This window comes from Bacillus sp. EB106-08-02-XG196, assembly GCF_013396335.1.
In the GTDB taxonomy this organism is placed as follows: Bacteria; Bacillota; Bacilli; order Bacillales; family Cytobacillaceae; genus Neobacillus.
Window position 1 is genome coordinate 291,159 of the sequence record NZ_JABWSY010000004.1, and the last position, 23,557, is coordinate 314,715.

Below are 23,557 nucleotides of genomic sequence, written 5' to 3' on the forward strand. Positions count from 1 at the left end.
TAGGAAAAGTAACACTATTTTAAGGAGAGTGAAAGCGCTTTGAATATTGGCTGGAGTGAGCCAATAAGAAAAGCTACAGTACCTATGCGCAGTAGCTAGACAAGTAAAAATAGTAGAAGCACATGAATTTTTCATGCGCTTCTCCACGTGGTTCTAGTTATTTATTGCTTTAATAAATCGGAAACCTTAGGAGCTTTTTCTAACTCATCCAGGATTTCTTTCCCACCGTTATTCATCCAACTTTCAACGTATTTATCCCACTCTTTATCGATGTCAACTTCGCCGACAATCGCCTTCATTCTAAATTCAGCGACAATGGTATCCATTTGACCTTTATAACGCTTTTCGAGTTCCTTAATTTTTGTTTCGTTTAAAATATCCCATTTATATGGACGGATCAACATCTTATCTTTCACATCTTCACGGGCATAGTACTCACTCTTTAATTTATTTGTATATTCAGATTGGAACCATTGTACCCTTTCTTTATCATACGTTCGGAAATTATATGCCCAAAATCCGGAATTTCCTTCTTGTTCTGCAAATTCTGGACGAACTTTAAGGGCTGACTTTTCAGGTGTTCCTTCCCAATCAGAATGCTTACCAACTTCCCCATATAATGTCCATCTTGCTTCATTATCAAAGTTAATATAATCAAAGATTTGAAGGATTCTTGCCAATTCTTCATCCGTTACATCCTTCGAAACATAGAATGCATCCGCTAAATTTCCAACTGGTAAATATGCTCCTTCACCCTGCTGTCCATCTTTGCCAATTTCTGGTGCTGTTGCAAGCAGTTTTGCAGTAGAATCCGGACTTTCGACGATGTTTTGTGGTGCTCGTCCTTTTGCCCAATCATCCATGGCAATATAGGAAGGCTGTGCGATATAGTAACCTATTTTTCCTTGCTTGTATTTCTCCCAGCTTTTATTATTGTCAAGGGTTGTAAATTCAGGATCAACCAATCCCATTTTATACCACTTTGCCATTAATTTTAGAAAATCTTTATATTCTTTTGAAACCTCAGTTTGAACCAATTTTCCATCTTCGATAAAGTTATAACCAGGAGCAATTCCAAATGCACCCATTAATGTAGCTGACCAGTGGATTTGGTTGTTATAAGGAGAGATCCCATACGTATCATCCTTTCCATTTCCATCCGGGTCATCAAACGTAAACGCTTTAAAAATTTCTTCCACTTCTTCAAGTGTATAGGCGCCTTCAGTAAAGTAAATTTTCTCACGACCGCCACTTGGTCCAACTTGTTTGATTTCTCCTGGTGGTTTAATGCCTAATTTCTCCAGCCAATCAAGCCGGAATGTTGGGCCCCAAGCCAAGCCATCGACATGAGCATATTGACCGATTAATTGTAAATATTCATTATCTGTTCCCTGCTTCAGGTTCATACTTGGCCCTGGAGGATTTTCAGATAACATCTTCATATATCGAGGTGCATATTTTTCAAGCATTTCTTTCGGTATTGTTCTCGTTAGGCCTGAATCAAATAATTCTTGCGCTGTCTTACCGCCTGTTGTAAAAGCAAATGTATCAGGAAGATCCCCGGAGGCTACCATTAAGTTTACTTGGTCAGCATTCCAAGTATCCGCTTTTGTGTTGACAATCTTAATGTTGAACTGCTCTTCTAAACGTTTTTGTACATAGTTTCCATCTTCAACTTTACCTCTTGTCACAGAGCCTGAAAGATTCAGTTCAAGCTCTTTAGAAAAATCTCCCGCTTCAGGCAGGCTTGAGGAATCAACCTTTTCTGCCTCTTTACTTGCTTCCTTATTCGAACATGCCCCTGTAAAAATTAGTGCACTTGAAACAGCTGCCAATGAAAGTGCCTTCAAACCCTTTTTCAATATTTCTCCCCCTTAACCAATTCGTGTTCACTTTTTCTTTACATATTTGCGTTCGCACTGATGATTAAACCAACTAGGTAAAAATATCCTCCTCTTTTTTATATACTGAAAACGTTTTCTATTTTTAGAATAGTATAGATTCCTTCAAGGAAGTTATACTTTCTTAAGATTAAATAGCACTATTTTAAGTTCCTTTAAATTTTTTAATGTAAAGTAAAACTATTTAAAGCTACTTTGTAGTTTCATTAACCACACAAAAAAGAGGCTGCCCCAAAGGAAAGAATCTCCTTAAAGTAAACCTCTAAAACATTAGATTTATAAAGCAGCCGGAAAAACAATCGTAACTTTTGTGCCCTCACCACGTACACTTGCTATACTAAGCCCATATTTCTCACCGAAATGAAGCCGTATTCTCCCGTTCACATTATAAATACCAGCTTTATCCAGCGATGATGAAGCTAAGTGACTTTTTATAATTGACAAGTCTTTCTCTCCTATACCAACTGCATTATCCTCTACAACGATATGAATTTCATCCTCTTTCAGCTTGCACGAAATATGAATTGTTACCAAGTCCTTGGTTTTCCTTGCACCATGATGAATGGCATTTTCAATGACCGGCTGCATAATCAGCTTAACCGTTTTATGATTCAATACATTTTCATCTACATCCCAAATGCATTCAAAATTATCAAAACGGTAGGACATTATTTTGACATAGGTTTTCGTATACGTAAGCTCTTCACGCAGTGTAATCATAAATTGTTCCCGATTTGTGATAAATCGGAAAAACCGGCTTAAGGAAGCAATCATTTCGGTCGCTCTATCCGTCTCATTGGCTTCGACAAGAAAAATCAAATTATCGAGCGTATTATATAAAAAGTGAGGATTAATTTGCGACTGAAGTGCATTAAGCTGCAGCTCACGTTTTTCATATTTTAATTGAATTCGTTCCTGATTCGTTATAATCCTCTCATGGATTAATTCTTCTATTCTCTCCATCATTTGATTGAAGTTTTTCGTCAAGGAGTCCACTTCTTCAATCCCAGATAATCGTTCAATTACATCACGATGAGAGCCCTTTAAATCAAAAGTTCGAACCAGCTCATTCAACTGTCCAATCGGCCTGTGCATCCGCTTCGATATCCAATAGGCAAAAACAAGCAACATAAGGATGATGAAAAATAATAGATAGAGGTCACTGATAAACAATTGATTGACTTGCTTCTGAATATCAGAATAATTGTATTTTGAAATAAATACCCAGTTCAGGCCAGTAATTTCTGTGCTATAAGCATGAACATTAGACCCATCATCTTGCAGCATTTTCTCATTACTATCAAAAACTTTACCAATTTTAAGCGGATTCGGATGGGAAAGAATCATGTTTCGTTTATCCGCTATTAGCATTTCAAGACCCGTTTTTTGCCAATCAGAATAATACTTTTCCAATTGATTGTTTTCAATATCAACGGTTATATAGCCAATAATTTTTGAATATTCCACCGGAGAAAAAAGCGGCATCCCTATCACAATCGTAACATTATCAAAGCGGTCCCTTTTCAGTGTATAACTTATCTTCCTACCTGAACTTTCTAAATTTCTCATGAATTCAGAAGCTATTTCCTTCTGCTGATTGTACATGTTTGTATACAATATTTTTCCAGACTCATCATAAATTTTGATGTTTTGCCGCCCTAGTTCGAGGAATTGCCTTCTATCTACTAATTCTTGACCAATCTTTTCAGCGTCATGTTCCATAATGTGAAGCTGTACATTGTTATTATGCGCAATACGTGCCATCGTCAGCTCTCGTTGGTTAATCTCGTTATTCATCAACCGAGCCATCTTTTCATGTACAGAATGATAGCTCTCCTGCAAATCCCCCGAAACAAGCTTGGAAGTTTGTCCATAAAGGATCCCCAAAAAGAGTAATAAAGGCAGCAAAACCGTTATCACAAAGTAAAAAAAGAACCGTTCTCGTAAACTCATTTTCATACCAGTCGTTTTATTTTGCTGTAGGAGACTGTTGTAATCTCTGCTTTCTTCGTACTCCTTAATCGATTCTATTAACTGAGAAAGTGGCTGTATCACCTTTCTGCCGATTAATCTTGAAAAAATAATTGCTGCCAATGCCGAAAAAACAAATGTTAAGGCAATTATTTTCCACATAAGCCCCATTTGTTTTTTATAGAAACCTAATGGTTCTTCATAAACAAGCTGAAAATTATAATAGGGGATACTTGAATAATAGAGTCCTGTATTTCCCCAAGATACGAATTGTCCCTTTTTGCCATCCTTAAGTGTCTCAAGTTTAACAGGCATAACCTCAGCTGCTTTTTCACCTTTAAAAAATACTCGGCCATTTTGATCAAATAAGCGAATTTGGTCCGCATAAAACAGCGAGTCATCTAAATTTTTCGGATTGATAAAAAGTAAAATGACTCCTTTATGCACCCCGTCCGCAGAAATGATATTCGTACCAAAAAACAACTGGTTATTTAACTGTTCCATTCGGATTCCCTTATCCGAGGAAGACAGATCAATTTTACTTCTTGCCTCGTCTAAATTAATAAAGTGAAAATTACTTTCCACTTCCGCTTTTACTTTCATCCCATTAAACCTGAAATCTATATAACTTTGATCAGAACTGTATTGAGTTTCCGGTGTAATAATCAGAATATTATTAATCAGTTTGTTATTCTGCCTGATTGTATTCAAGTAATCTTCAAGACCCGCGGCCTGGTAATACTTCTCTGATGGACTGATCTCTGTGCCGCTCAATTCATCTATATAGCGAGTCACAATCTCGTTTGTTTTTAAACTATTCGTCGTATCATAAATTTTGTTAAACTCCGTTTGCAGCTCAGAAGAAATTTGATCCATTCGTAACTGTACCGACGTTTCTTTCTTTTCTTCAATAAAGTTTTTTATTTTTATAAAATAAAAACTACTTAACAGCAAAAGAAATACCAGTACGGCAACCAAACTGAATCTTAATAAAAAGGTGTGAAAATGGAGCTTTTTATCCTTTCTCATGGTGTACCTCCTGAAGAACTCCCATCTTACTGTCTTCTAAATACAACAGGGGTAACTCCTGTTTCATTTTTAAATACTTTATTAAAATACGAATGACTTTGGAAGCCAACCATATCGGAAACCACTTTAATTTTATAATCCGAATTTCTGAGTAGTTGAACAGCTTTTTCAACGCGTACATGATTGACGTAGTCAATAAAATTTTGGCCCGTCTCTTTTTTAAAGATTGCACTGAAATAGGCTTGGTGCAAGAATAACCGATTCGAAATATCCTCCAGTGTAATCCGTTCCTGATAATTTTCCTTTACATATTCCTTGCTCATAAGAACATAACTGTTTACATCCTTTTTATCCTGATGGATCAAATCAAACGAAACCGTTTCCAACATTTGTGTCAGCCATCGCTTTAATTCCTTCAAAGAATCAATTCCATAAATTCTGCCTAGGACATGCTGCTGGTCAATTGACGGGAATGATAGCCCCTTCTCTTTAAACCGGAACATAAGGATAATAATAAGTTCAGAACAGGAACTGCGTATTTCGGCAATCGGCAGACCGCCAATCCCTTTATGTGGGTCAAAAAAATGATTGACTAGCTCCCCAAAGGCCATTTTACCTTCTGATTTCATCGACTCCATCAGGTGACTTTCGATTTTGTTCACATGGTCTAACATGAAATTTTGCAGCTCTGTTTGATTTCCACTATTACCTTTAACAGTCAAATCTTCATAAAAGATTATCGTTTCATATTCATTGAAGTATTTATAGCTATACGCATAAACCGCCTCATTATAGGAACGGCAAATTTCTTTATACGTGCTTGCTGGATTGCCAACTCCAACAACAAAATTCTCCTGATCCTTAAAGAAGTCACCAAGATTAGCTATTAGTAAATCGATGAACAAGTGAATTTTCGGCAAATGATCCTTTTTCGAAACAAGCTTGGAATCTGTGCTTAACACTATCAGACTATTTCCATAAAACAAAAATGGGACTTGATAGCGATTCCAAAAATCAGCAGCCAGCTCGGTAATCTTCTGTCTGGTAGAAAAAGTTGACTCCTCTTTAAACAATCGATCAAAGGAAAAAATAGCCACCCTAAAGCTTTGTGTCTGTTGATTCCAATAGTCCGCATACTGAGGCAGATTATCGCCTTTAATTAAATCCAAAAGCATTAATTCCTCGACAGAATTCCCTTCTTTACCTTTTTCATCTTCTTTTAATTCTTCTGCTAGTTTCGTAAAAACATTGAAAAAGTCATTTTTCATCAGCGGCTTCAACAAATACCCCTTCACACCAAAGCGAATGGCATCTTGAGCATATTTAAAATCGTCATAGGCACTAAGAATGACCACTTTTATGTCTTCGTATGATGTTTGTATTTCTTTCGCCAGCTCTAATCCTGTCATCTCAGGCATAAGAACGTCTGTTAAAACGGCATGTGGACGTTCCTGTTTAATGAGTTCCAACGCTTCAACGCCATTTTCCGCTATACCAACTACTTCGAACCCTACGTCAGACCAAGGAAAAAAATGAGCCAATCGGTCACGGATGTTTTTTTCATCATCAACAATGATTACTTTATACATTCTAATCCCGCCTTTTTCTTTTATATTCGGAAAAAATGATTGTATCTATTTTATTAGTTTATCAAACTAATAAAATAGCAAGTACTTTTTTATCAGATAAATTTTCCTAGAACCCTAATTTAGATACTGAATAAATTTTTTAACTTCATCGATTCGTTCCGTATTTGCTACAACTGCCAAAATAAGCGGTTTGTTACCCCCAGAAAGTGCAGAAAAATAAGAAACCTTGGAGACATCTATTCCCGTTATCGCAGCATGACTGGAAGAATATTTTGTTTCTTCCCAATCTTCTAGTCCGTTTATGCTGCTTAAATCATATAAATTACCTTCATCATTGAATTGGTGAAAGGTTTTTTCATCTAAAAGCAGTAAATCCACCTCTTTTGCCGCGAGTTCCGCTCCTAATTTTTGAATTTTTCCTAATGCAGATGGATTGCCGGCTGCCTCGCTTGTGTTAACCGCTAGTACGGACAACTGCTCTTTTTGAGAGCGTTTACTATTAATCGCGAAGTGTTCTAACTCTCTTTGTACTTCTAATTCTAGTCCTTCATGAAAATTTCCCCCAACCATCCGTACTTCCAGCATCTCTTTCGGTTGATTCGCAAATGTATTAAATCCAATAAAAAGAAAGAAAATGACCACAATGACGGCAATAAAATGAAAGGAATAATATTCAATTAAATATTCTATTTTCCCTTTGGTTGATAAAGGCTTTAGTCGTTCTCTTAACTTTTGCAATATTTGTCACCTCTTGTCAATTATATTAACATACAATCAAGTACCGCACATAGGTACTATTTTTTGGTTTTTATTTTCTAATCAACAAATATTTATTATAAGAAATGCATGTTAGGAATAACACGAATTTACCAAACTGATATAAAATATGTCAATTCATTTTGAATTTTCAATAAAACATTTAATTTTCAAACAATATATAACCATTAAAACTTCATGTTATCGTTAACACTATTTCCTTGATAAATGTTAACAAAATACTTTAAAATGGAAGTAAGTTTCATCTAATTAGGGGGAGTACGATTGGTAACGATTTATGATATAGCAAAAAAAAGCCAATGTCTCTGCTATGACCGTCTCTCGTGTGATTAACCATTCAGATAAAATCAGTGAAAAAACGAGAAAAAAGGTTGAGGCGGTTATTAAAGAATTGAATTATATACCAAACAGTTCTGCGAGAAGCTTAGTCTCAAAAAAGTCGAAAATTTTATCGTTAATGATTACCGATATATCTAATCCGTTTTTTACAAGTGTCGCTCGTGGTGCAGAAGTCAAAGCCCTGCAAATGGGATATCAACTGTTGCTTTGCAATAGTGATGAAAATATCGAAAAGGAATCAAAATATATTGATATGCTGATTTCAACAGGGTCCACGGTGTTCTAATTGCTCCTGCAAGCGACTCTTCGAAAAAAAATATCCGTAAGCTGACCAAACACAATATCCCCTTTGTATTAATCGATCGCTACATCGAGGATTTAAGGTGTGATCAAGTTCTTAGTGATAATGAGACAACTACTCGAAAGTTAATGGAACATTTAATTGAACAAGGACATAAAAAAATTGCCATCATCAATGGTCCACTAGACGTTGCTACATCAAGGGAGCGTCATCAAGCATATTGTGATACGCTTCAGTTACATGGGTTGCCGATCAATCAAAAATGGATTCATCAGAGTCCATTATTCCAGGATAGCGATGTTACCAGCATGATTAAAAAGCTCATTCAACTGCCTATAAGTGAGCGGCCGACAGCAATTTTCGCCACAAGTAACTTTCTAGGTTTAAATACAGTAAAGGCGCTAAAAAAATTCAATATAAAAATCCCTGAAGAGATGGCAGTAGTTTGTTATGATGGAGTGCCCAATTATACAGAGAATGAACTTTTTCTAACAGCTGCCGAGCAGCCTTCCTATAATTTTGGATATATGGGTACACAAATGCTCATAGAACGAATTGAGAAAACAAGTCCAGAAAATCCAAGGAAAATTGTCCTTCCTGCAGAATTTCATATACGAGCATCTTCCCTTTATAAATATAATGAATAGATAGTAAAGCGTAAGTGGCTGTAACTTACGCTTTTTTCTATTTTTTATGGCTATTAAAAACATTGTTCAATAATACTTTAAAATTCACATAATTATAGTATTTTATGGAAAGATTGAATTGACAGAAAATTTTATAAATGTTAGATGGTGTGAGGTTTACGAATTACTATACCTCTGACGCACCATGTATACCATCAAGAACGGCACTTATGACGGGGAAATTTGGGATCCATAATGGTGTTGTCGGCCACAGCGGAACGGCAGATCAAGGAACTTGTAATATTTCTATGATTATCCGTTGGCCCGGTTATCAGCAAGGAGCTGTCGATCATGAATTACATTATCACCTTGATCTCCCGCCAACCATTGCCGAAATGCTGCATATATCCCCTCCTGCCGATTGGGATGGTAAAAGCTTTGCCCCAACACTAAAAACAGGTAATGGTGCCGGTCGCGAGTATTTGGTGATTTCACAATGTGCACATGTCTGCCAAAGAAGTGTGAGATTTGGAGATTGGCTGTACATACGTTCCTATCATGACGGTTTTCATCTTTTTAATAAAGACATGCTTTTCAATATAAAAGAAGATCCGCATGAACTGCATGATTTATCAAGTGAAAGACCTGATCTCTTGAGAGAAGCCGTTTATCTTTTAAATAATTGGCATGATGACATGATGCTAACGAGTAAATCAGATGTAGACCCGATGAGAACCGTTTTAAAAGAAGGTGGTCCTACTCACGCAAAAGGTCAGTTAAAGGAATACTCCGAGTAGTTAGTTCAAACAGGCAGAGGTCATGCTGTGCCTGAACTAAAGAGACGTCATCCGAAAGAATTTACGACAATTTAAATTAATAATCCCATCAGTGGGCATCACTGATGGGGCAGTTAATTTAATCTGGAGGAATGAATCATGAAGCAAGAACAAATACAGGGATGTTGTTCTATGAGCCGCTCCAGCGTTGCAGCGACTTCGTTACAAAATTCTATGAATCTAACATCTTCACACCCAGTCAAACTGCCAACTTATGAGGGAATGGTCTATCTTGCTAGCGGGGAATTTCTAATGGGAAATTCAAGCAATGAAGGGTTTCCAGCAGATGGTGAAGGTCCTGTCCGAAAAATCTCTCTTTCTCCGTTTTATATTGACATTTGTACAGTGACAAATCAGCAATTTTATGAGTTTGTAACCAGCACAGGATACCAAACCAAAGCCGAGCGTTACGGATGGTCATTTGTTTTTTACCGTTTATTATCGGAGAAAGAATATAAAAAAGCATCCCTTGTTGTCCAACAAGTCCCTGGTGGGTTCAGGTCAATGGGGCTGATTGGTCTCATCCAGAAGGACCGGAATCAACTATCAATGATCGGATGGATCATCCAGTCGTTCATATAAGTTGGAATGATGCAAACGCATATTGTGCCTGGGCAGGAAAACGACTGCCAACAGAAGCTGAATGGGAGTATGCCGCACGGGGAGGTCTTGTTCAAAAACGGTTTCCTTGGGGGGATGATCTCCTTATGGACGGGCAGCACCAATGTAATATCTGGCAGGGAGAGTTTCCGAAAACAAATACAAAGGAAGATGGATACGAAGGAACTGCACCAGCAAAATCATACTCCCCTAATGGATATGGACTTTATAATATGTCTGGTAACGTTTGGGAGTGGTGTTCAGACTGGTTTAGTAGAAGTGTACATACACGAGGGGGACGTTCAAATCCAAAAGGACCTGAAATTGGAAAAGAAAAGATTTTAAGAGGCGGTTCGTATTTTTGCCATGAATCTTACTGTAACAGATATCGTGTGGCAGCACGCAGTAAAAATACACCGGATAGTTCCACCGGCCACGCAGGCTTTAGATGTGCGGCTGATGTTTAAGAGTAAATGAAAAGTAAAAAATTTATAGGACGCCAAAATAAAGATATAGAAGGGATAAACGTTGAAAAAATAAATGGAAAAGAGTTTTTACTCTTTTCCCATTTATTTTTTCAACCGCCCCGATTCCCTTTTCTTTTTTAACCTCAAGAAAATCCTGCCATTGCAATTAAAATCGCTAAGCCTACGAGCAGGATGAAAGCGATATAACCAATTATACTTAAAATGGTAACAATCCAGCCGATTACCTTACGATTCGTCTTAATTAAATAGATTCCTAACGCAATGGCGCCAAAAACGAAACCTAAGATTCCCCAGAGAACCGGGCTTTTGCCATACTTTTTAGCATCAATCGCCAAATAAATCGTAATGATAATATTGATTGCGAATCCAAAGAAGGCTTCCAATCTTCTCTCTCCTAACTATGTATACAAGTATTTTTATTAAAATTATACCAGATAATTCTCCTAGATTTTAATGATTTTGCCAGAAGCAAGTAGTTAGGATGTAATGGTAGAGGGTGGGACTTCCTACTTTTGATTTTCGGTTACTCTAATTCGTTATCATGCGTGACAGGCACCGCTTCACAATTATATTGGGACTTTGAAAACTACCTTTTTAATTTCCTGTACGGAGTCGATGTGAGCTCCTACTAAATGAGCATCTTCTGGAAAACAAATAAGGGCAAAACCTTCCTCTAAACTTCCGGAGAACTTTGAAGTTGAATTCGTATCACCAAATAAAATATCATGCTCATCATCATACTCTGTCATATCTATCAAGGAACCATTATTGACACACTCTACATATTCCTTACCTTCCAAGACAATATGAATATCGATAAATTTCTTGTGAGCTTCAAATTTCTTTTCATTAACAGGTGTGGTGGTAAATTGGATTGTGTTTTTTTGAAAACTATCTCCAGTGTATGATTCTGTTAATGGCTTACTAAGAATATGTTTAATAGCTTCATTTAAATGATCATTTAAAAATGTATACATAGCTAAATTTTCTATTCTATCAAAAATCACCGTTTGCCCCCCCTTGAAAGAATTTCATTATACTTACTTCTCTATCAACATAGTGACTAAGGAACTAAAACTGCTTCCTTCGTCACAAACTTGTCCTCAAAATACTTTCTGTATTTTTTACTTAGACCTCTAGGAGAATGTGCATTTTTATCATATGGTAATAGGGTGAATGCAAATTGGAAATCCTCATTTTCTAGCCGATATTGTTCTTGTACATCTTCTCCACAGCTCGCAGAACCTAAACCATATTGCTGTTTATCAATATGGACAGTAATATACCGCTGCTTGAATAGGTCATAGGTGTGCTTTGCTATTTCCAGCTGTTCGACTGTATAGTAGCTTGCCGAAAAGTCAAAAGAATGACCTGTGACGAGCAAACTTTTTCCGTTCTCTTGTGAAAAGCTTACCCATTTATTTTGATGGCGGTTGCCGTTTTCTTGCGGGAAAATATACGGTGTTTGCAACCCATCTACGGTTGATGACCAGACGCCCATCCGAGCCGCCTGCTTGCTATCCACATAGGCTTCATTCGGTCCTAATCCATACCATTCAACCCCATCGTAACTATTATTCACTGTCATCTCCACACCAATTCGCGGCAGAGAAGCAGGACCTTGACCGACCTTTACCCCATTGAGTTCTACTAAAATACTTCCATTCGCTTGAATGGTATATACATAGGTCACATCAAATCCCCATGCAATAACAGGCGCCGCTGCCTTCGTCTCGCACTCAATAACGACTGCCTGCCGATCTTCTTGGATAGTTACTTTCGTTTGTTTCATTCGATGCTGGATTGCATCTACACCAAGTTCCTTCCATTCCTTTGCAACCGGCTTCGCACTAAACTCACCAAGCCCTAATAAATCATTATCAATCGGTGCTCTCCAAAGATTCAACCTTGGTCCATTATGCAGCATGAGCTGCCCATCATAGAAATATTCCTCAATCCGCCCGTTTTGCTTATTGAAAACCAATTGAAATTGAGAGCCTGAAACATATATTTTTGACGCTTCTTCAGCTACTGTTAATTGTCCTGTTTGTTGTGGTTCAACTGCTGCATACTTAGAAATTGGAAGCTCATGCTGCGACCATGCAACCGTATGGCCTGAAGCTGCCCAACGATTCGACTCCTTCGTTGTCCACACGAGATTTAACCAATAATCCGTATTATCGAGCACAACACTTGGTACGCGAATCGGCAATTCTATTACCTTTTTTGTATTTGCAGCAATCGCTGGCACATCGACAACCCCGTTTTCGATTATCGTACCTTCTGCTTCGATAAACCACTGACATTGTAATTTTGTCAAATCGGAAAAATCATAGCGGTTTTGAACCTGTATCGTCTTTTCTTCAAAATTAAAATGGGATACTACCACTGGTTCAATTACTTTTTTCAACTCAGCTAATGCTGGTGAAGGCTGACGATCCGGACGGACGAGTCCATCGATGACAAAGTTTCCATCATGCGGTTTTTCGCCAAAGTCGCCGCCATAAGCAAAATATTCTTCCCCTTCTGGCGTATGTTGTCTTAAACCATGATCAACCCATTCCCAGACAAATCCACCCTGTAATCGATCATAGGCATAAAACGTTTCCCAATATTCTTTGAGACCGCCTGGCCCATTCCCCATGGCATGGGCGTACTCGCATAAAATATGAGGTTTCTTCAAAGTGGTCAAACCGCCAAGAACCTTCATTTTCTCAATCGGTGTGTACATAGTAGTGTGAACGTCTGTTGCAATCGGATCCCGCTCTGGAACATGATTAAACTCGTTCATGATTTCTCTCGTTTCTCCTTCATAATGAACTAATCGTGAAGGATCACGTCTTTTCGCCCATTCATACATGGCTACATGATTTTGTCCAAAGCCTGACTCATTTCCTAATGACCACATAATCACGGATGGGTGATTTTTATCCCTTTCTACTAATCTTTCCATTCTATCAACATAGGCTGCCTGCCATGCTGGGTCATCACTTATTAAATGCGGCTGGCCAATATAGACGAGCCCATGGCATTCAAGGTCTGTTTCATCAATGACATAAAAGCCAAATTGATCACAAAGCTCATAAAAACGCGGGTCATTTGGATAATGGGCTGTACGGATTGCATTTATATTATGCTGCTTCATTAATGTTAAATCCTCTATCATGGAACTGACAGGAACGGCGCGGCCAAAATCTGGATGTGCATCATGTCGATTAACACCTTTAAACATAATGGCAACACCGTTAACTAGTAATTGTCCGCCTTTAATTTCAACATTTCTAAATCCACACCTTTGTGGAATCACTTCGACTACATCCCCGGATGTGTCTAGCAGCGTAACAACCACATCATATAAAGCTGGAGTTTCTGTATTCCATTGGTTCACACGCTCAACCTCAAGGGACCCAGTCACAAGCTGACTTTCTATCTTTAGCTGTTGTCTGGATAGTACTGTGCCGTTATCAAGGATTTCCACGACGGCTTGGTATCCTTCATATTCACCTAATACAGCAAGTTCAAAATCAAGACGCCCATCTTGGAACTGATTTTCTAATGAACCATTCACAAACACATCTTGGATATGTGTTGTTGGTTTTCCCACAATATAGACATCTCTAAAAATGCCGCTTAACCACCACATATCTTGATCTTCAATATACGAAGATTCCGCCCATTGATAGACTCTTACAGCAATGCTGTTTTCTCCTTCTTTGACGACATTCGTAATATCAAACTCTGATGGAAGACGACTTCCTTGACTATACCCGACCTCAATTCCATTTACCCATACATGAAAAGAGCTATCGACACCTTCAAAGATCAAATGCAGCTGTTGCGATAATGCCTCCTTCGTTAAATAAAACGTCCTTTTGTAGGCCCCTGTCGGATTTTCAGTTGGAATATAAGGAGGTTCTACTGGAAATGGATACTGCACATTGGTATAATGCGGCCTCCCGTAGCCGTTTAATTGCCAATGCGATGGAACAGGAAGATCCGGCCAATCATCGGTACAATAATCCTCTTTATAAAATTCGCTTGGTGATTCAATCGGTGCGTTTGCATAATGAAACTTCCAATTTCCATTTAACAACAAAAACCCATGTGAATCTCCTCGCTCATAAGTTAGTGCAGTATTTATGTTTTTATAGCTGAAAAAGTATGATCTTGGTTTTAGGCGATTCCTTTGCAGTACCTCTAGACTTTCCCAATCTTTTTGTAAAATCATTGTGATTTCTCCTCTCAATCTCTTTTTTCCTTTAACCATTCCTCTGAAAGTACTAGGAATTTAAGTTTGTGGTCACGTGACCACATTAATAGCAGCAATGGATACGTAACCACAATAAGGAGCATGCATGGTCACGTAACCACATTTTTATGAAAAAAGTACCTTCTTACAATTTGATGATACTATTAATATATGATTCCTTGAAATCGCTGTCAATTCTTTTTACAGATTCTCTTTCAATTAAAGTTACTTCCTCTTCAATATTTCGCGCCAGTTTCCTCTCGTTATGGATTTGATCTAACAGCTGTTTAACAAGCAGTCTGCCAATTTCAATTTTTGGGATATTCATCGTTGTCAATGTGGGGGTCACAATCTTAGCTAATTCAATATTATCCACACCTATAACTGAGATATCATCTGGAACCTTCCTGCCACTTTCAATAATCGCTCTTATTGCTCCTGCCGCCAGCGAATCATTTGTTGCTGCTACCGCTGTGAATGGTTGTCCGTTATTCAATAAAACCTTTATTGCATCATAGCCCACGCTCAACTTATCTTCATACGTTCCAATGGAGTTTTTATAATATTCCTTGATAGGCACACCCTGTGCTTTCATGGCATTTTCATATCCTTTATATCTGGGGTTTGCCTGTTTTTCATCATAATGTCCTAAATATATAATTTCTTTATGACCGCTTTCGATTAAATACTCGACAGACTGCCTCATTACTTTTTCCATATCGACAAAAACATGTGGAATGTCTGTTTTCTCAGGGCGATCCCAATAAACCGACAACGGCATTTTAACAGCACCTTTATTAAAATCCATAATCGAACTTAATTCGTACGGTGCCAGCAAAATCATTCCATCATAGGGTCCTTCTACGACCCGCCGCAAATAATTCCGTCTTTCCTTTGTAATATTATATAAAGATAGGGAATATCCAATCTCTAAGGCCATCTCTTCAATCCCGGCAAACATTTCTGAATAAAAGGGATTACTTATCGAAGGTGTTAAACAAGCTATTTGTTTATATGACTTCATTCGTAAATTTTGTGCTGCTCGATTTGGTATATAATTCAGTTCTGCGATCGCCGCTTCTATTCGTTTTCGTACATCTTCCGCAACATATCCATTATTATTAATAACACGCGAAACTGTCGATGGTGAAACGCCTGCCCGATCTGCTACTTCTATTCTTGTAACCATATATGCTCCTTTCTCTTTTTCAAGTCTTTATACTAACTATACTATTTTAGACTCAATAAATAATCTCTTTATTAAAGCAGGCGCATGAAAAATTTCATGCGCCTTTCTTCAATCCGCACGAGCGAATAGATTAAACCATTATCTTACAAATATCATTCGAAAATTCTACTGGATCCTGTATTGGCAGTCCTTCAATCAACAATGCCTGATTGTATAACAACTTCGTATACAGCTCTAATTTTTCTTTATCATTTTCAAAAGCGTCCTTTAAGGATTCGAATACTTCATGGTTTTTGTTAATCTCTAAAACCTTATCTGCTTTGATATTTTGGTTATCTGGCATGGCAGCAAGGATTTTTTCCATTTCGATGGAGATATCACCCTCGGTAGCCAGGCAGACAGGGTGAGACTTTAGCCTTTTAGAAATTCTAACATCTTTGACTTTGTCAGCTAAGATGTTTTTCATATAGTCAAAGATTTCTTTGCTTTCGTTCTCTTCTGATTCGGAATCTGTCTTGTTTTCTTCTCCTTCGATTCCTAAGTCACCGCTTGAGATGGATTTGAATTCTTTTTCCTTGTAGGCCATTAACATTTTGATGGCAAATTCATCAATGTCCTCAGTGAAATATAGAATTTCATAGCCTTTTTCAGAGACAAACTCTGCTTGCGGCAGTTTATCGATTCTATCAATCGATTCACCAGAAGCGTAGTAAATATACTTTTGCTCTTCAGGCATTCTTGATACGTATTCATCTAAAGTAACTAGTTTCTTCTCTTTAGATGAGTAGAACATGATGAGGTCCTGCAATACCTCTTTATTCGCTCCGAATTCATTATAAACGCCATATTTTAATTGACGGCCAAATGATTTATAAAATTCTTCATATTTTTCACGTTCATTTTTGATGAGGCTTTGTAATTCACTTTTAATTTTCTTGTTGATGTTTTTAGAGATAAGCTTTAATTGGCGATCATGCTGCAACATCTCACGAGAAATATTTAGAGATAAATCCTCAGAGTCCACCATTCCTTTAACAAAGCTAAAATGGTCTGGCAGCAGATCCGAACACTTGTCCATAATTAAAACGCCATTTGAATAGAGTTCTAAGCCCTTTTCAAATTCCTTTGAATAGAAGTCAAATGGAGTTTTTTCCGGGATATATAAAATGGCATTATAGCGGACGGTCCCATCGACACTGATATGGATATGTTTAATAGGTTTATCAAAACCGTAACGTTTTTCTGCGTAGAAATTCGCGTAATCTTCGTCGGTGAGTTCACTTTTATTTTTTCTCCAAATTGGAACCATGCTATTGATGACTTGTTCTTCAACATATTCCTCGAATTCATTATCGCTGCCCTCTTTTGGTCTGCTGCTAGACACATCCATTTTAATCGGGTAGCGGATAAAGTCAGAGTACTTTTTGATAATAGACTTTAAACGGTACTCTTCTATAAACTCATCATAATTTTCATCTTCGGTATTTTCTTTGATTTTTAGAATAATCTCCGTACCAATAGATTCTTTTTCGGCAGTCTCAATCGTATAACCATCTGCACCATTCGATTCCCACTTATAAGCTTCCTCACTGCCTAATGACTTACTTATGACCGTTACAACATCCGCAACCATGAAAGCAGCATAGAAGCCGACACCAAATTGGCCAATAATGTCATAGCCGTCTTTTAGTTCTGTTTCCTTTTTAAAAGCTAAAGATCCACTCTTGGCAATCGTACCAAGGTTTGTCTCAAGCTCTTCTTTCGTCATACCAATCCCTGTATCAATGATTTTCAAGGTTCTATTTTCCTTGTCAGGGATTACTTTAATAAAGTAGCTGTCCTTGTCGAAGCTTAATGCATCATCTGTTAATGCTTTGTAGTAAATTTTATCAATCGCATCACTTGCATTAGAGACTAACTCTCGTAAAAATACCTCGCGGTGTGTATAAATAGAGTTAATCATCATTTCTAACAGCCTTTTAGACTCAGCTTTAAACTGCTTTTTTACCATAGAAACCTCTCCTTACTCAAATTGTTAGATAGATTTTACCTTTGATTAGCACTCTCACCTAAAGAGTGCTAATCCCGACATTATTTAAATATCATATATCCTTATACCCTGTCAATAAAATAGCGGCACACTTTTTAATGTGCCGCTTACTTTTATTTTTGACTATGGAATACCATTTGTATGATCATATTCACTTTCCAGGGGCCGGTCTTACTTCAGTTACCTAAAATACTTACTTTTCCAAAGTTAAATAAATGACCGAATGACCGTGAGTAAACTTAACGCTAATCCAATTAACATGAGCAGTGAAAAAACAATTAATTCTTTCATTTCTTTTCTTTTAATTAATTGTGGAACTTCCCAAGCAAAAAGTGAAACAAAAATGAGGATGATTAATAAAATTTTGAGCATTTTCAATTCCTTTTTTAATTATGGTTGTTTTCGTAATAATTGTTGTTAAAATCCTAAAGCCGATTTTAACGTGGCATAAGCTATTTTGAGCTTTAGAATTAAGCTTGTAGGCTCTTTTCTCATAAGTTAGGGCTATTCCCAATGAAAATAGTGCTCAGGCAATCGAATCTTACTTCCAATAGCTGCACCGTTTGAGAAAAGAGCATTGGTTATTTAATTAAACCGATTCTTCTTACGAAAGCTTTTGAATTTATCGTTACCTCTACTTGTGGAAATTCCTGTTCCCAATTCATTTTATAGTTTGTATTCCATTCTTTAGGATATTTCTTGTATACGGATTGTCCAAATCCGAAAATATCTGACTGGTATTCCTTTTGCATTTTATCCACTACCGATTGAACTCGATCCCGGATCTCTTTTTCAATCTCCCTTTGTATATCCTTGATTACCTTTGTTTCAAACATGGTTAACTGCGAGTCATTTTCTATTACACTCAATTCAGTGGTCACATTTATTGTCAGCTTTAATTTTCCATTTTTAAGAATGGGGACGATTTTCGTATCAGTACTGATAATTTCCGTACTAATGTTTCCCCCGCCATCCTCCTTAGGTACTTTAATGGTAATAACACCTGTTTTCACTTCATTTCGGAGCCATAAAAGGCCGCGGGTTTCAACTGCATCCATCCAGCCAATTAGCTTGTCTTTTTTAAAGACAGCGACCCCATTTACAGCTTGGATTTTACCTGTTTTATTTTTCGTATTGACTTCTAGTGGTTCTAATCGAAACTGAGGGGCAAATGGCTCAAGACCATCCGCAAGAAGCATGTTCCAAAAATCCCTTACATAAATTTTTAAACCTACATTCAATTTTGCAAGTTCCTTCGTTTCTTCTGCTGAAATACTTTCAAATTTCGGCATACTATTGATGACGACAGAAGCTTTACCCTTTGTAAACATAATAAAACTGTTTATACGAGGTTCGGCATACCGGGTATGGAAATCGATAATATTATTAACACCATTTTTCGCCAATTCCTCACCAATCAATAGGACCCGGCTTTGGGAAAAGAAGATGCGTCTTGGCAGCTTCCCTTGAATATTACGGTATGCCTCAGAAACCGTTGCACCCGTTTCAGAAATAATGATTGTACTTTTTCCACTTTCGCCGCCTCCCCCTCCCGTTGACCCTAACTTTGATGGAATCGCTACTTGAAGTGATAAGCGGAGTTTATCACCTTCTACCAGATCTAACCCAATCGCCGTAACAATAGCAATATCATTAATTTCAATCCGGTTCCAACAACCAGAAAGCAAAACAACTGTCATTCCCCCTATTAGAAGCTTGCTAATCACTTTCATCCGTACCATCCAATCCTTTAGAAACGAACTAGTATTTGCGATTACGGGAACCTAACCTCTTCAAGTTCCTTTTTCCCGTTTCTTGTGGACGTTCATTGACCATCCACCAAGGAACTCGGATAAATATATCCTTAAGGTTGTTAAAATGAAAAGGAGCGATTGGTGACAAATAGGGAACACCAAAGGATCGAAGCTGAACGAGGTGAACCAGGATAAAGAAAACTCCAAGCAGTATACCGTAAAAACCTAGCGTTGCTGCTAGAAAAATCAAAAAAAACCGAAGAAGGCGAATAGCCCCTGTTAAGGGATAACTAGGAAACATAAACGAGGCAATCCCTGTTGTTGCTACAACAATGACTAATGGAGCAGAGACAATTCCAGCCTCTACAGCTGCCTGACCCACTACCAATGCACCCACAATACTTACTGTCGAACCGATTGGTCTCGGTAACCGTAATCCTGCCTCACGCAATGCTTCAAAGGTTATTTCCATTAACAATGCTTCAATCACTGCTGGAAAAGGCACCTTTTCCCTTGAGGCCGCGACACTAAATATGAGATTGGTTGGCATTAATTCATGATGAAAGGTAGTAACCGCAATATAGATAGAAGGAAACAATAAGGCAACAAGTAAAAATAAATACCTGATAACCCTAATAAACGAGGTCATGATAAACCTTCCATAATAATCTTCAGGAGAATTCATCATTTCAAAAAATGTTATCGGAACAATGAGGGCAAAAGGACTATTTGCCACCAAAATTGCGATTTTCCCTTCAAGAAGATTACCGACCACCCGGTCCGGTCGTTCCGTCTGCAATACTTGCGGAAATAGTGAAAATGGATGATCCTCAATAAACTCAACGATGTATCCACTGTCCTCAATCGCATCGATATCAATTCTTTTTAATCTGTTCCGAACTTCCCCTACAATGGAATGTTCCGCAATATCTTCAAGATAGGTAATCACCACTTCCGTATTTGAAAGAGTCCCAATCTTCATATATTCAAATTTCAGTGACGTTGTTTGCAACCGTCTTCGAATCATACTTGTATTCGTTCGGATATTTTCCGTAAAACCTTCCCTTGGGCCAATAACGACTGCCTCAGACACCGGTTCATCCACCGAGCGCTGCTCCCATGCCTGTTCGCTTATGAAAAGTGCTTTTTTAGAGCCATCCATTAGGATCACTGTGCTGCCTGACAAAATAGAAGCAATCACTTCCTGGAAGTTTTCGCCCTGCGCTACTTGAGCAGAACTTAGAACCCCTTTCAAATCACCAATGGTTATTTCAGTTTGCTTCATGAAATTCTCTTTACCGTTTAACAAAGGATTGATCACATGAAATTCCATTCTTTCCACGTTGACCAGCCCGGTAAGAAATAAAATGACTGCCGAGTTAGCAGCATTTAGGTTAATCTCCCGGTAAGTGAAATCAGCAGCTCCTTCAAACAGCTGCTTAATCCGATTAAAGTCTTCGTCCAGACAGCCTGATAATTCATCCTTTTCATTGAGATCCTGAGTTGCCCCTCGAATAGGAGGTTGTTTTTTTGTCGTTAATTTTTGTAAATGCCTTAATTTTCTCAACAACAGCACCACCCTATCTTTAAATGCAACTAAACATTACCCAATTTTTTTCGAATAAACGCGATGGAAAGAAATATGATTGGCAGGATGATTTGCAAAACGGTATGTACATATGGAACATAATATTTAAATCCGATTTCGATATGTTCCACAAAACTAGATGCGCTTACAAGTGATAATGGAGTAATAACAGTTCCAAGCGCAAGGAGTACAGACCGATTCTGTTTTAACTTTAGTAATTGGGAAATTCCAATAGCTGCTCCTAATATAAACGCTCCTACCTTAAAAAACACACCTGCGACCATCATTAAGATAACAAGGGCATCAAAGCGTTCGAGGAAATCCGCGACGGATACCATTTGCGTAGCTGCAAGCAGGCTAAATATGTCCCTGCTATAAATTTCTGGCCCTAATACAGAAATCATCATAATGGAGTTAATGGTTAAAAGAAGTCCTCCAACTAAAATGCTGTACACTCCTACCTTTCTTAAATGCTTCTTATCACTTAGATATGGAAATAACATCATGATGACAATAGTTTCCCCAAATGGGAAGTTAATAGAACTAGGAATGGCTTCTTTCAATAGCTTCTTTACCCCATTTCCTAGTATAGGAGTTAGATTTTTTACATCAAATTGATCCACACTAAATAGAAGAATCCAGATTAAAATAAGAGAAAAAATATAGATAGGAAACACGATTTCCGCCATACGGCCAAACGTTTCAACTCCGCCAATTAAGCAATAAATCATCAGCACCATAAAGCTTGCGATGACCACCACGATTGGGGTATCAGATAAGATGGTTGTAACCATAAGGTGGCCTAGTTCCCGGCACCCTCTGGCAGCAGAATAGATAAAATGTAAAATATAAAGCAAAATGATCGGATACGATAGAAACTTCCCGATAATCTTTGGAAGCATCTCCACCAGTGTATCTCCTGGATAATAAGCAGCTAATTGGGAATATACTGCCATTAAGATTAAACCGAATAACATACCGATGGAAATAAATATCCATGCATCCTGCTTTGAATCTAAGCCTAACCCTAAAATAATCGCAGTCCCTAACACGTATCCAGCCATTAAATAGAAAAGTTGGAGTCCACTTATTTTTTCCGTATTCATTACAATCTCCCTTAAACTGAATAAAAGGTGTTGGATATTTTTAAGGTTACCTCTAACTTTGAAAAAAGTTCATGTATGTCTAATATTTTCCATATGGGGGAATTTATACATGCAAGATACTGATGATTACTTAATAGCCTTTAATTACGGAAGTTATGGTAATGTTTGTGCTGTATGCTCTTCGGTCACTCCAGACCACTTGGAGTTACCCAAACTCTTTTTCCGAATGCACTTCGGTCACTCTAGGCCCCTTGGAGTTACCCAAATGCTTTTTCTGTATCACTTCGGTCACTCCAGAACCCTTGGAGTTACCCAAATGCTTTTTCTGTATGCTCTTCGGTCACTCCAGGCCCCTTGGAGTTACCCAAATGCTATTTGCGAATGCACTTCGGTCACTCCAGACCACTTGGAGTTACCCAAATGCTTTTTCCGAATGCACTTCGGTCACTCCAGACCACTTGGAGTTACCCAAATGCTTTTTCCGAATGCTCTTCGGTCACTCCAGAACCCTCGGAGTTACCCAAATGCTTTTTCTGTATGCACTTCGGTCACTCCAGGCCCCTTGGAGTTACCCAAACGCTTTTTCTGAATGCTCTTCGGTTACTCTAGGCCCCTTGGAGTTACCCAAATGCTTTTTCCGAATGCTCTCCGGTCACTCCAGAACCCTCGGAGTTACCCAAATGCTTTTTCTGTATGCTCTTCGGTCACTCCAGATCCCTTGGAGTTACCCAAATGCTTTTTCTGTATGCACTTCGGTCACTCCAGACCACTTGGGGTTACCCAAACTCTTTTTCCGAATGCTCTTCGGTCACTCCAGAACCCTCGGAGTTACCCAAATGTTTTTTCTGTATGCTCTTCGGTCACTCCAGAACCCTCGGAGTTACCCAAATGCTTTTTCTGTATGCTCTTCGGTCACTCCAGAACCCTCGGAGTTACCCAAATGCTTTTTCTGTATGCACTTCGGTCACTCCAGATCCCTTGCAGTTACCCAAATGCTTTTTCTGTATGCTCTTCGGTCACTCAAGGCCCCTTGGAGTTACCCAAATGCTTTTTCTGACTGTTCTTCGGTCACTCCAGATCCCTTGGATATAAATGTCAACACAAATATGTACACTTTCGCTTGTTTAAGAATGTACAAAACTACTCATTTTCCTTCGCTAAATG

Annotated in this window: 16 protein-coding genes and 1 pseudogene; 4 read left to right on the plus strand and 13 right to left on the minus strand. The window is 38.1% G+C overall.

Annotated features, from left to right (window positions below; translation table 11 throughout):
* Positions 1 to 161: 161 nt before the first annotated feature.
* The 4 genes from MLOOGBEN_RS08725 to MLOOGBEN_RS08740 all read right to left on the minus strand — a co-directional run bounded on the left by MLOOGBEN_RS08725 (position 162) and on the right by MLOOGBEN_RS08740 (position 7,228).
* Complete coding sequence (locus tag MLOOGBEN_RS08725) at positions 162 to 1,862, minus strand: type 2 periplasmic-binding domain-containing protein (protein WP_179157863.1); 1,701 nt, start codon at positions 1,860 to 1,862, stop codon at positions 162 to 164.
* A 315-nt stretch (positions 1,863 to 2,177) separates the two neighbouring features.
* On the minus strand, positions 2,178 to 4,901 hold the full coding sequence (locus MLOOGBEN_RS08730; protein WP_179157864.1) for a sensor histidine kinase: 2,724 nt from the start codon (positions 4,899 to 4,901) through the stop codon (positions 2,178 to 2,180).
* 26 nt (positions 4,902 to 4,927) lie between these two features.
* Positions 4,928 to 6,490 (minus strand): response regulator, encoded by a 1,563-nt coding sequence (locus tag MLOOGBEN_RS08735; RefSeq protein WP_179157865.1) that lies wholly within the window; start codon positions 6,488 to 6,490, stop codon positions 4,928 to 4,930.
* A 114-nt stretch (positions 6,491 to 6,604) separates the two neighbouring features.
* Complete coding sequence (locus MLOOGBEN_RS08740; protein WP_179157866.1) at positions 6,605 to 7,228, minus strand: hypothetical protein; 624 nt, start codon at positions 7,226 to 7,228, stop codon at positions 6,605 to 6,607.
* Between the two features lie 364 nt (positions 7,229 to 7,592).
* Between MLOOGBEN_RS08740 and MLOOGBEN_RS29145 the strand changes: the two genes are divergently transcribed.
* From MLOOGBEN_RS29145 to MLOOGBEN_RS08755, 4 genes and pseudogenes are all read left to right on the plus strand, one after another.
* On the plus strand, positions 7,593 to 7,892 hold the full coding sequence (locus MLOOGBEN_RS29145; protein ID WP_368737770.1) for a LacI family DNA-binding transcriptional regulator: 300 nt from the start codon (positions 7,593 to 7,595) through the stop codon (positions 7,890 to 7,892).
* A gap of 32 nt (positions 7,893 to 7,924) precedes the next feature.
* On the plus strand, positions 7,925 to 8,554 hold the full coding sequence (locus MLOOGBEN_RS29150) for a substrate-binding domain-containing protein (protein WP_368737771.1): 630 nt from the start codon (positions 7,925 to 7,927) through the stop codon (positions 8,552 to 8,554).
* A 137-nt stretch (positions 8,555 to 8,691) separates the two neighbouring features.
* The gene (locus MLOOGBEN_RS08750; RefSeq protein WP_179157867.1) at positions 8,692 to 9,330 is read left to right on the plus strand and encodes a sulfatase family protein; all 639 of its coding nucleotides are present in this window, start codon (positions 8,692 to 8,694) and stop codon (positions 9,328 to 9,330) included.
* 138 nt (positions 9,331 to 9,468) lie between these two features.
* A pseudogene (locus MLOOGBEN_RS08755) lies at positions 9,469 to 10,436 on the plus strand (formylglycine-generating enzyme family protein).
* Positions 10,437 to 10,579: 143 nt separating this feature from the next.
* Here MLOOGBEN_RS08755 and MLOOGBEN_RS08760 read toward each other — a convergent pair.
* The 9 genes from MLOOGBEN_RS08760 to MLOOGBEN_RS08800 all read right to left on the minus strand — a co-directional run bounded on the left by MLOOGBEN_RS08760 (position 10,580) and on the right by MLOOGBEN_RS08800 (position 22,393).
* Positions 10,580 to 10,840 carry a hypothetical protein gene (locus MLOOGBEN_RS08760; RefSeq protein WP_179157868.1) on the minus strand — a complete coding sequence of 87 codons (261 nt, stop codon included), beginning with the start codon at positions 10,838 to 10,840 and terminating at the stop codon, positions 10,580 to 10,582.
* A 183-nt stretch (positions 10,841 to 11,023) separates the two neighbouring features.
* Positions 11,024 to 11,464, minus strand: a complete 441-nt coding sequence (locus MLOOGBEN_RS08765) for a NanQ anomerase/TabA/YiaL family protein (RefSeq protein WP_179157869.1) — start codon at positions 11,462 to 11,464, stop codon at positions 11,024 to 11,026.
* Positions 11,465 to 11,520: 56 nt separating this feature from the next.
* A complete protein-coding gene (lacZ, locus tag MLOOGBEN_RS08770) occupies positions 11,521 to 14,685 on the minus strand; it encodes a beta-galactosidase, LacZ type (protein ID WP_179157870.1) in 3,165 nt (1,054 codons plus the stop codon).
* A 166-nt stretch (positions 14,686 to 14,851) separates the two neighbouring features.
* Positions 14,852 to 15,895, minus strand: a complete 1,044-nt coding sequence (locus MLOOGBEN_RS08775; RefSeq protein ID WP_179157871.1) for a LacI family DNA-binding transcriptional regulator — start codon at positions 15,893 to 15,895, stop codon at positions 14,852 to 14,854.
* A 130-nt stretch (positions 15,896 to 16,025) separates the two neighbouring features.
* On the minus strand, positions 16,026 to 17,906 hold the full coding sequence (htpG, locus tag MLOOGBEN_RS08780) for a molecular chaperone HtpG (RefSeq protein ID WP_179157872.1): 1,881 nt from the start codon (positions 17,904 to 17,906) through the stop codon (positions 16,026 to 16,028).
* Between the two features lie 246 nt (positions 17,907 to 18,152).
* The gene (locus MLOOGBEN_RS08785) at positions 18,153 to 18,317 is read right to left on the minus strand and encodes a hypothetical protein (protein WP_179157873.1); all 165 of its coding nucleotides are present in this window, start codon (positions 18,315 to 18,317) and stop codon (positions 18,153 to 18,155) included.
* A gap of 209 nt (positions 18,318 to 18,526) precedes the next feature.
* Entirely contained in the window at positions 18,527 to 19,678 is a 1,152-nt protein-coding gene (locus MLOOGBEN_RS08790; protein ID WP_179157874.1) for a Ger(x)C family spore germination protein, read from the minus strand.
* A gap of 28 nt (positions 19,679 to 19,706) precedes the next feature.
* A complete protein-coding gene (locus MLOOGBEN_RS08795; RefSeq protein ID WP_179157875.1) occupies positions 19,707 to 21,266 on the minus strand; it encodes a spore germination protein in 1,560 nt (519 codons plus the stop codon).
* A gap of 29 nt (positions 21,267 to 21,295) precedes the next feature.
* On the minus strand, positions 21,296 to 22,393 hold the full coding sequence (locus MLOOGBEN_RS08800; RefSeq protein WP_179157876.1) for a GerAB/ArcD/ProY family transporter: 1,098 nt from the start codon (positions 22,391 to 22,393) through the stop codon (positions 21,296 to 21,298).
* Positions 22,394 to 23,557 lie beyond the last annotated feature (1,164 nt).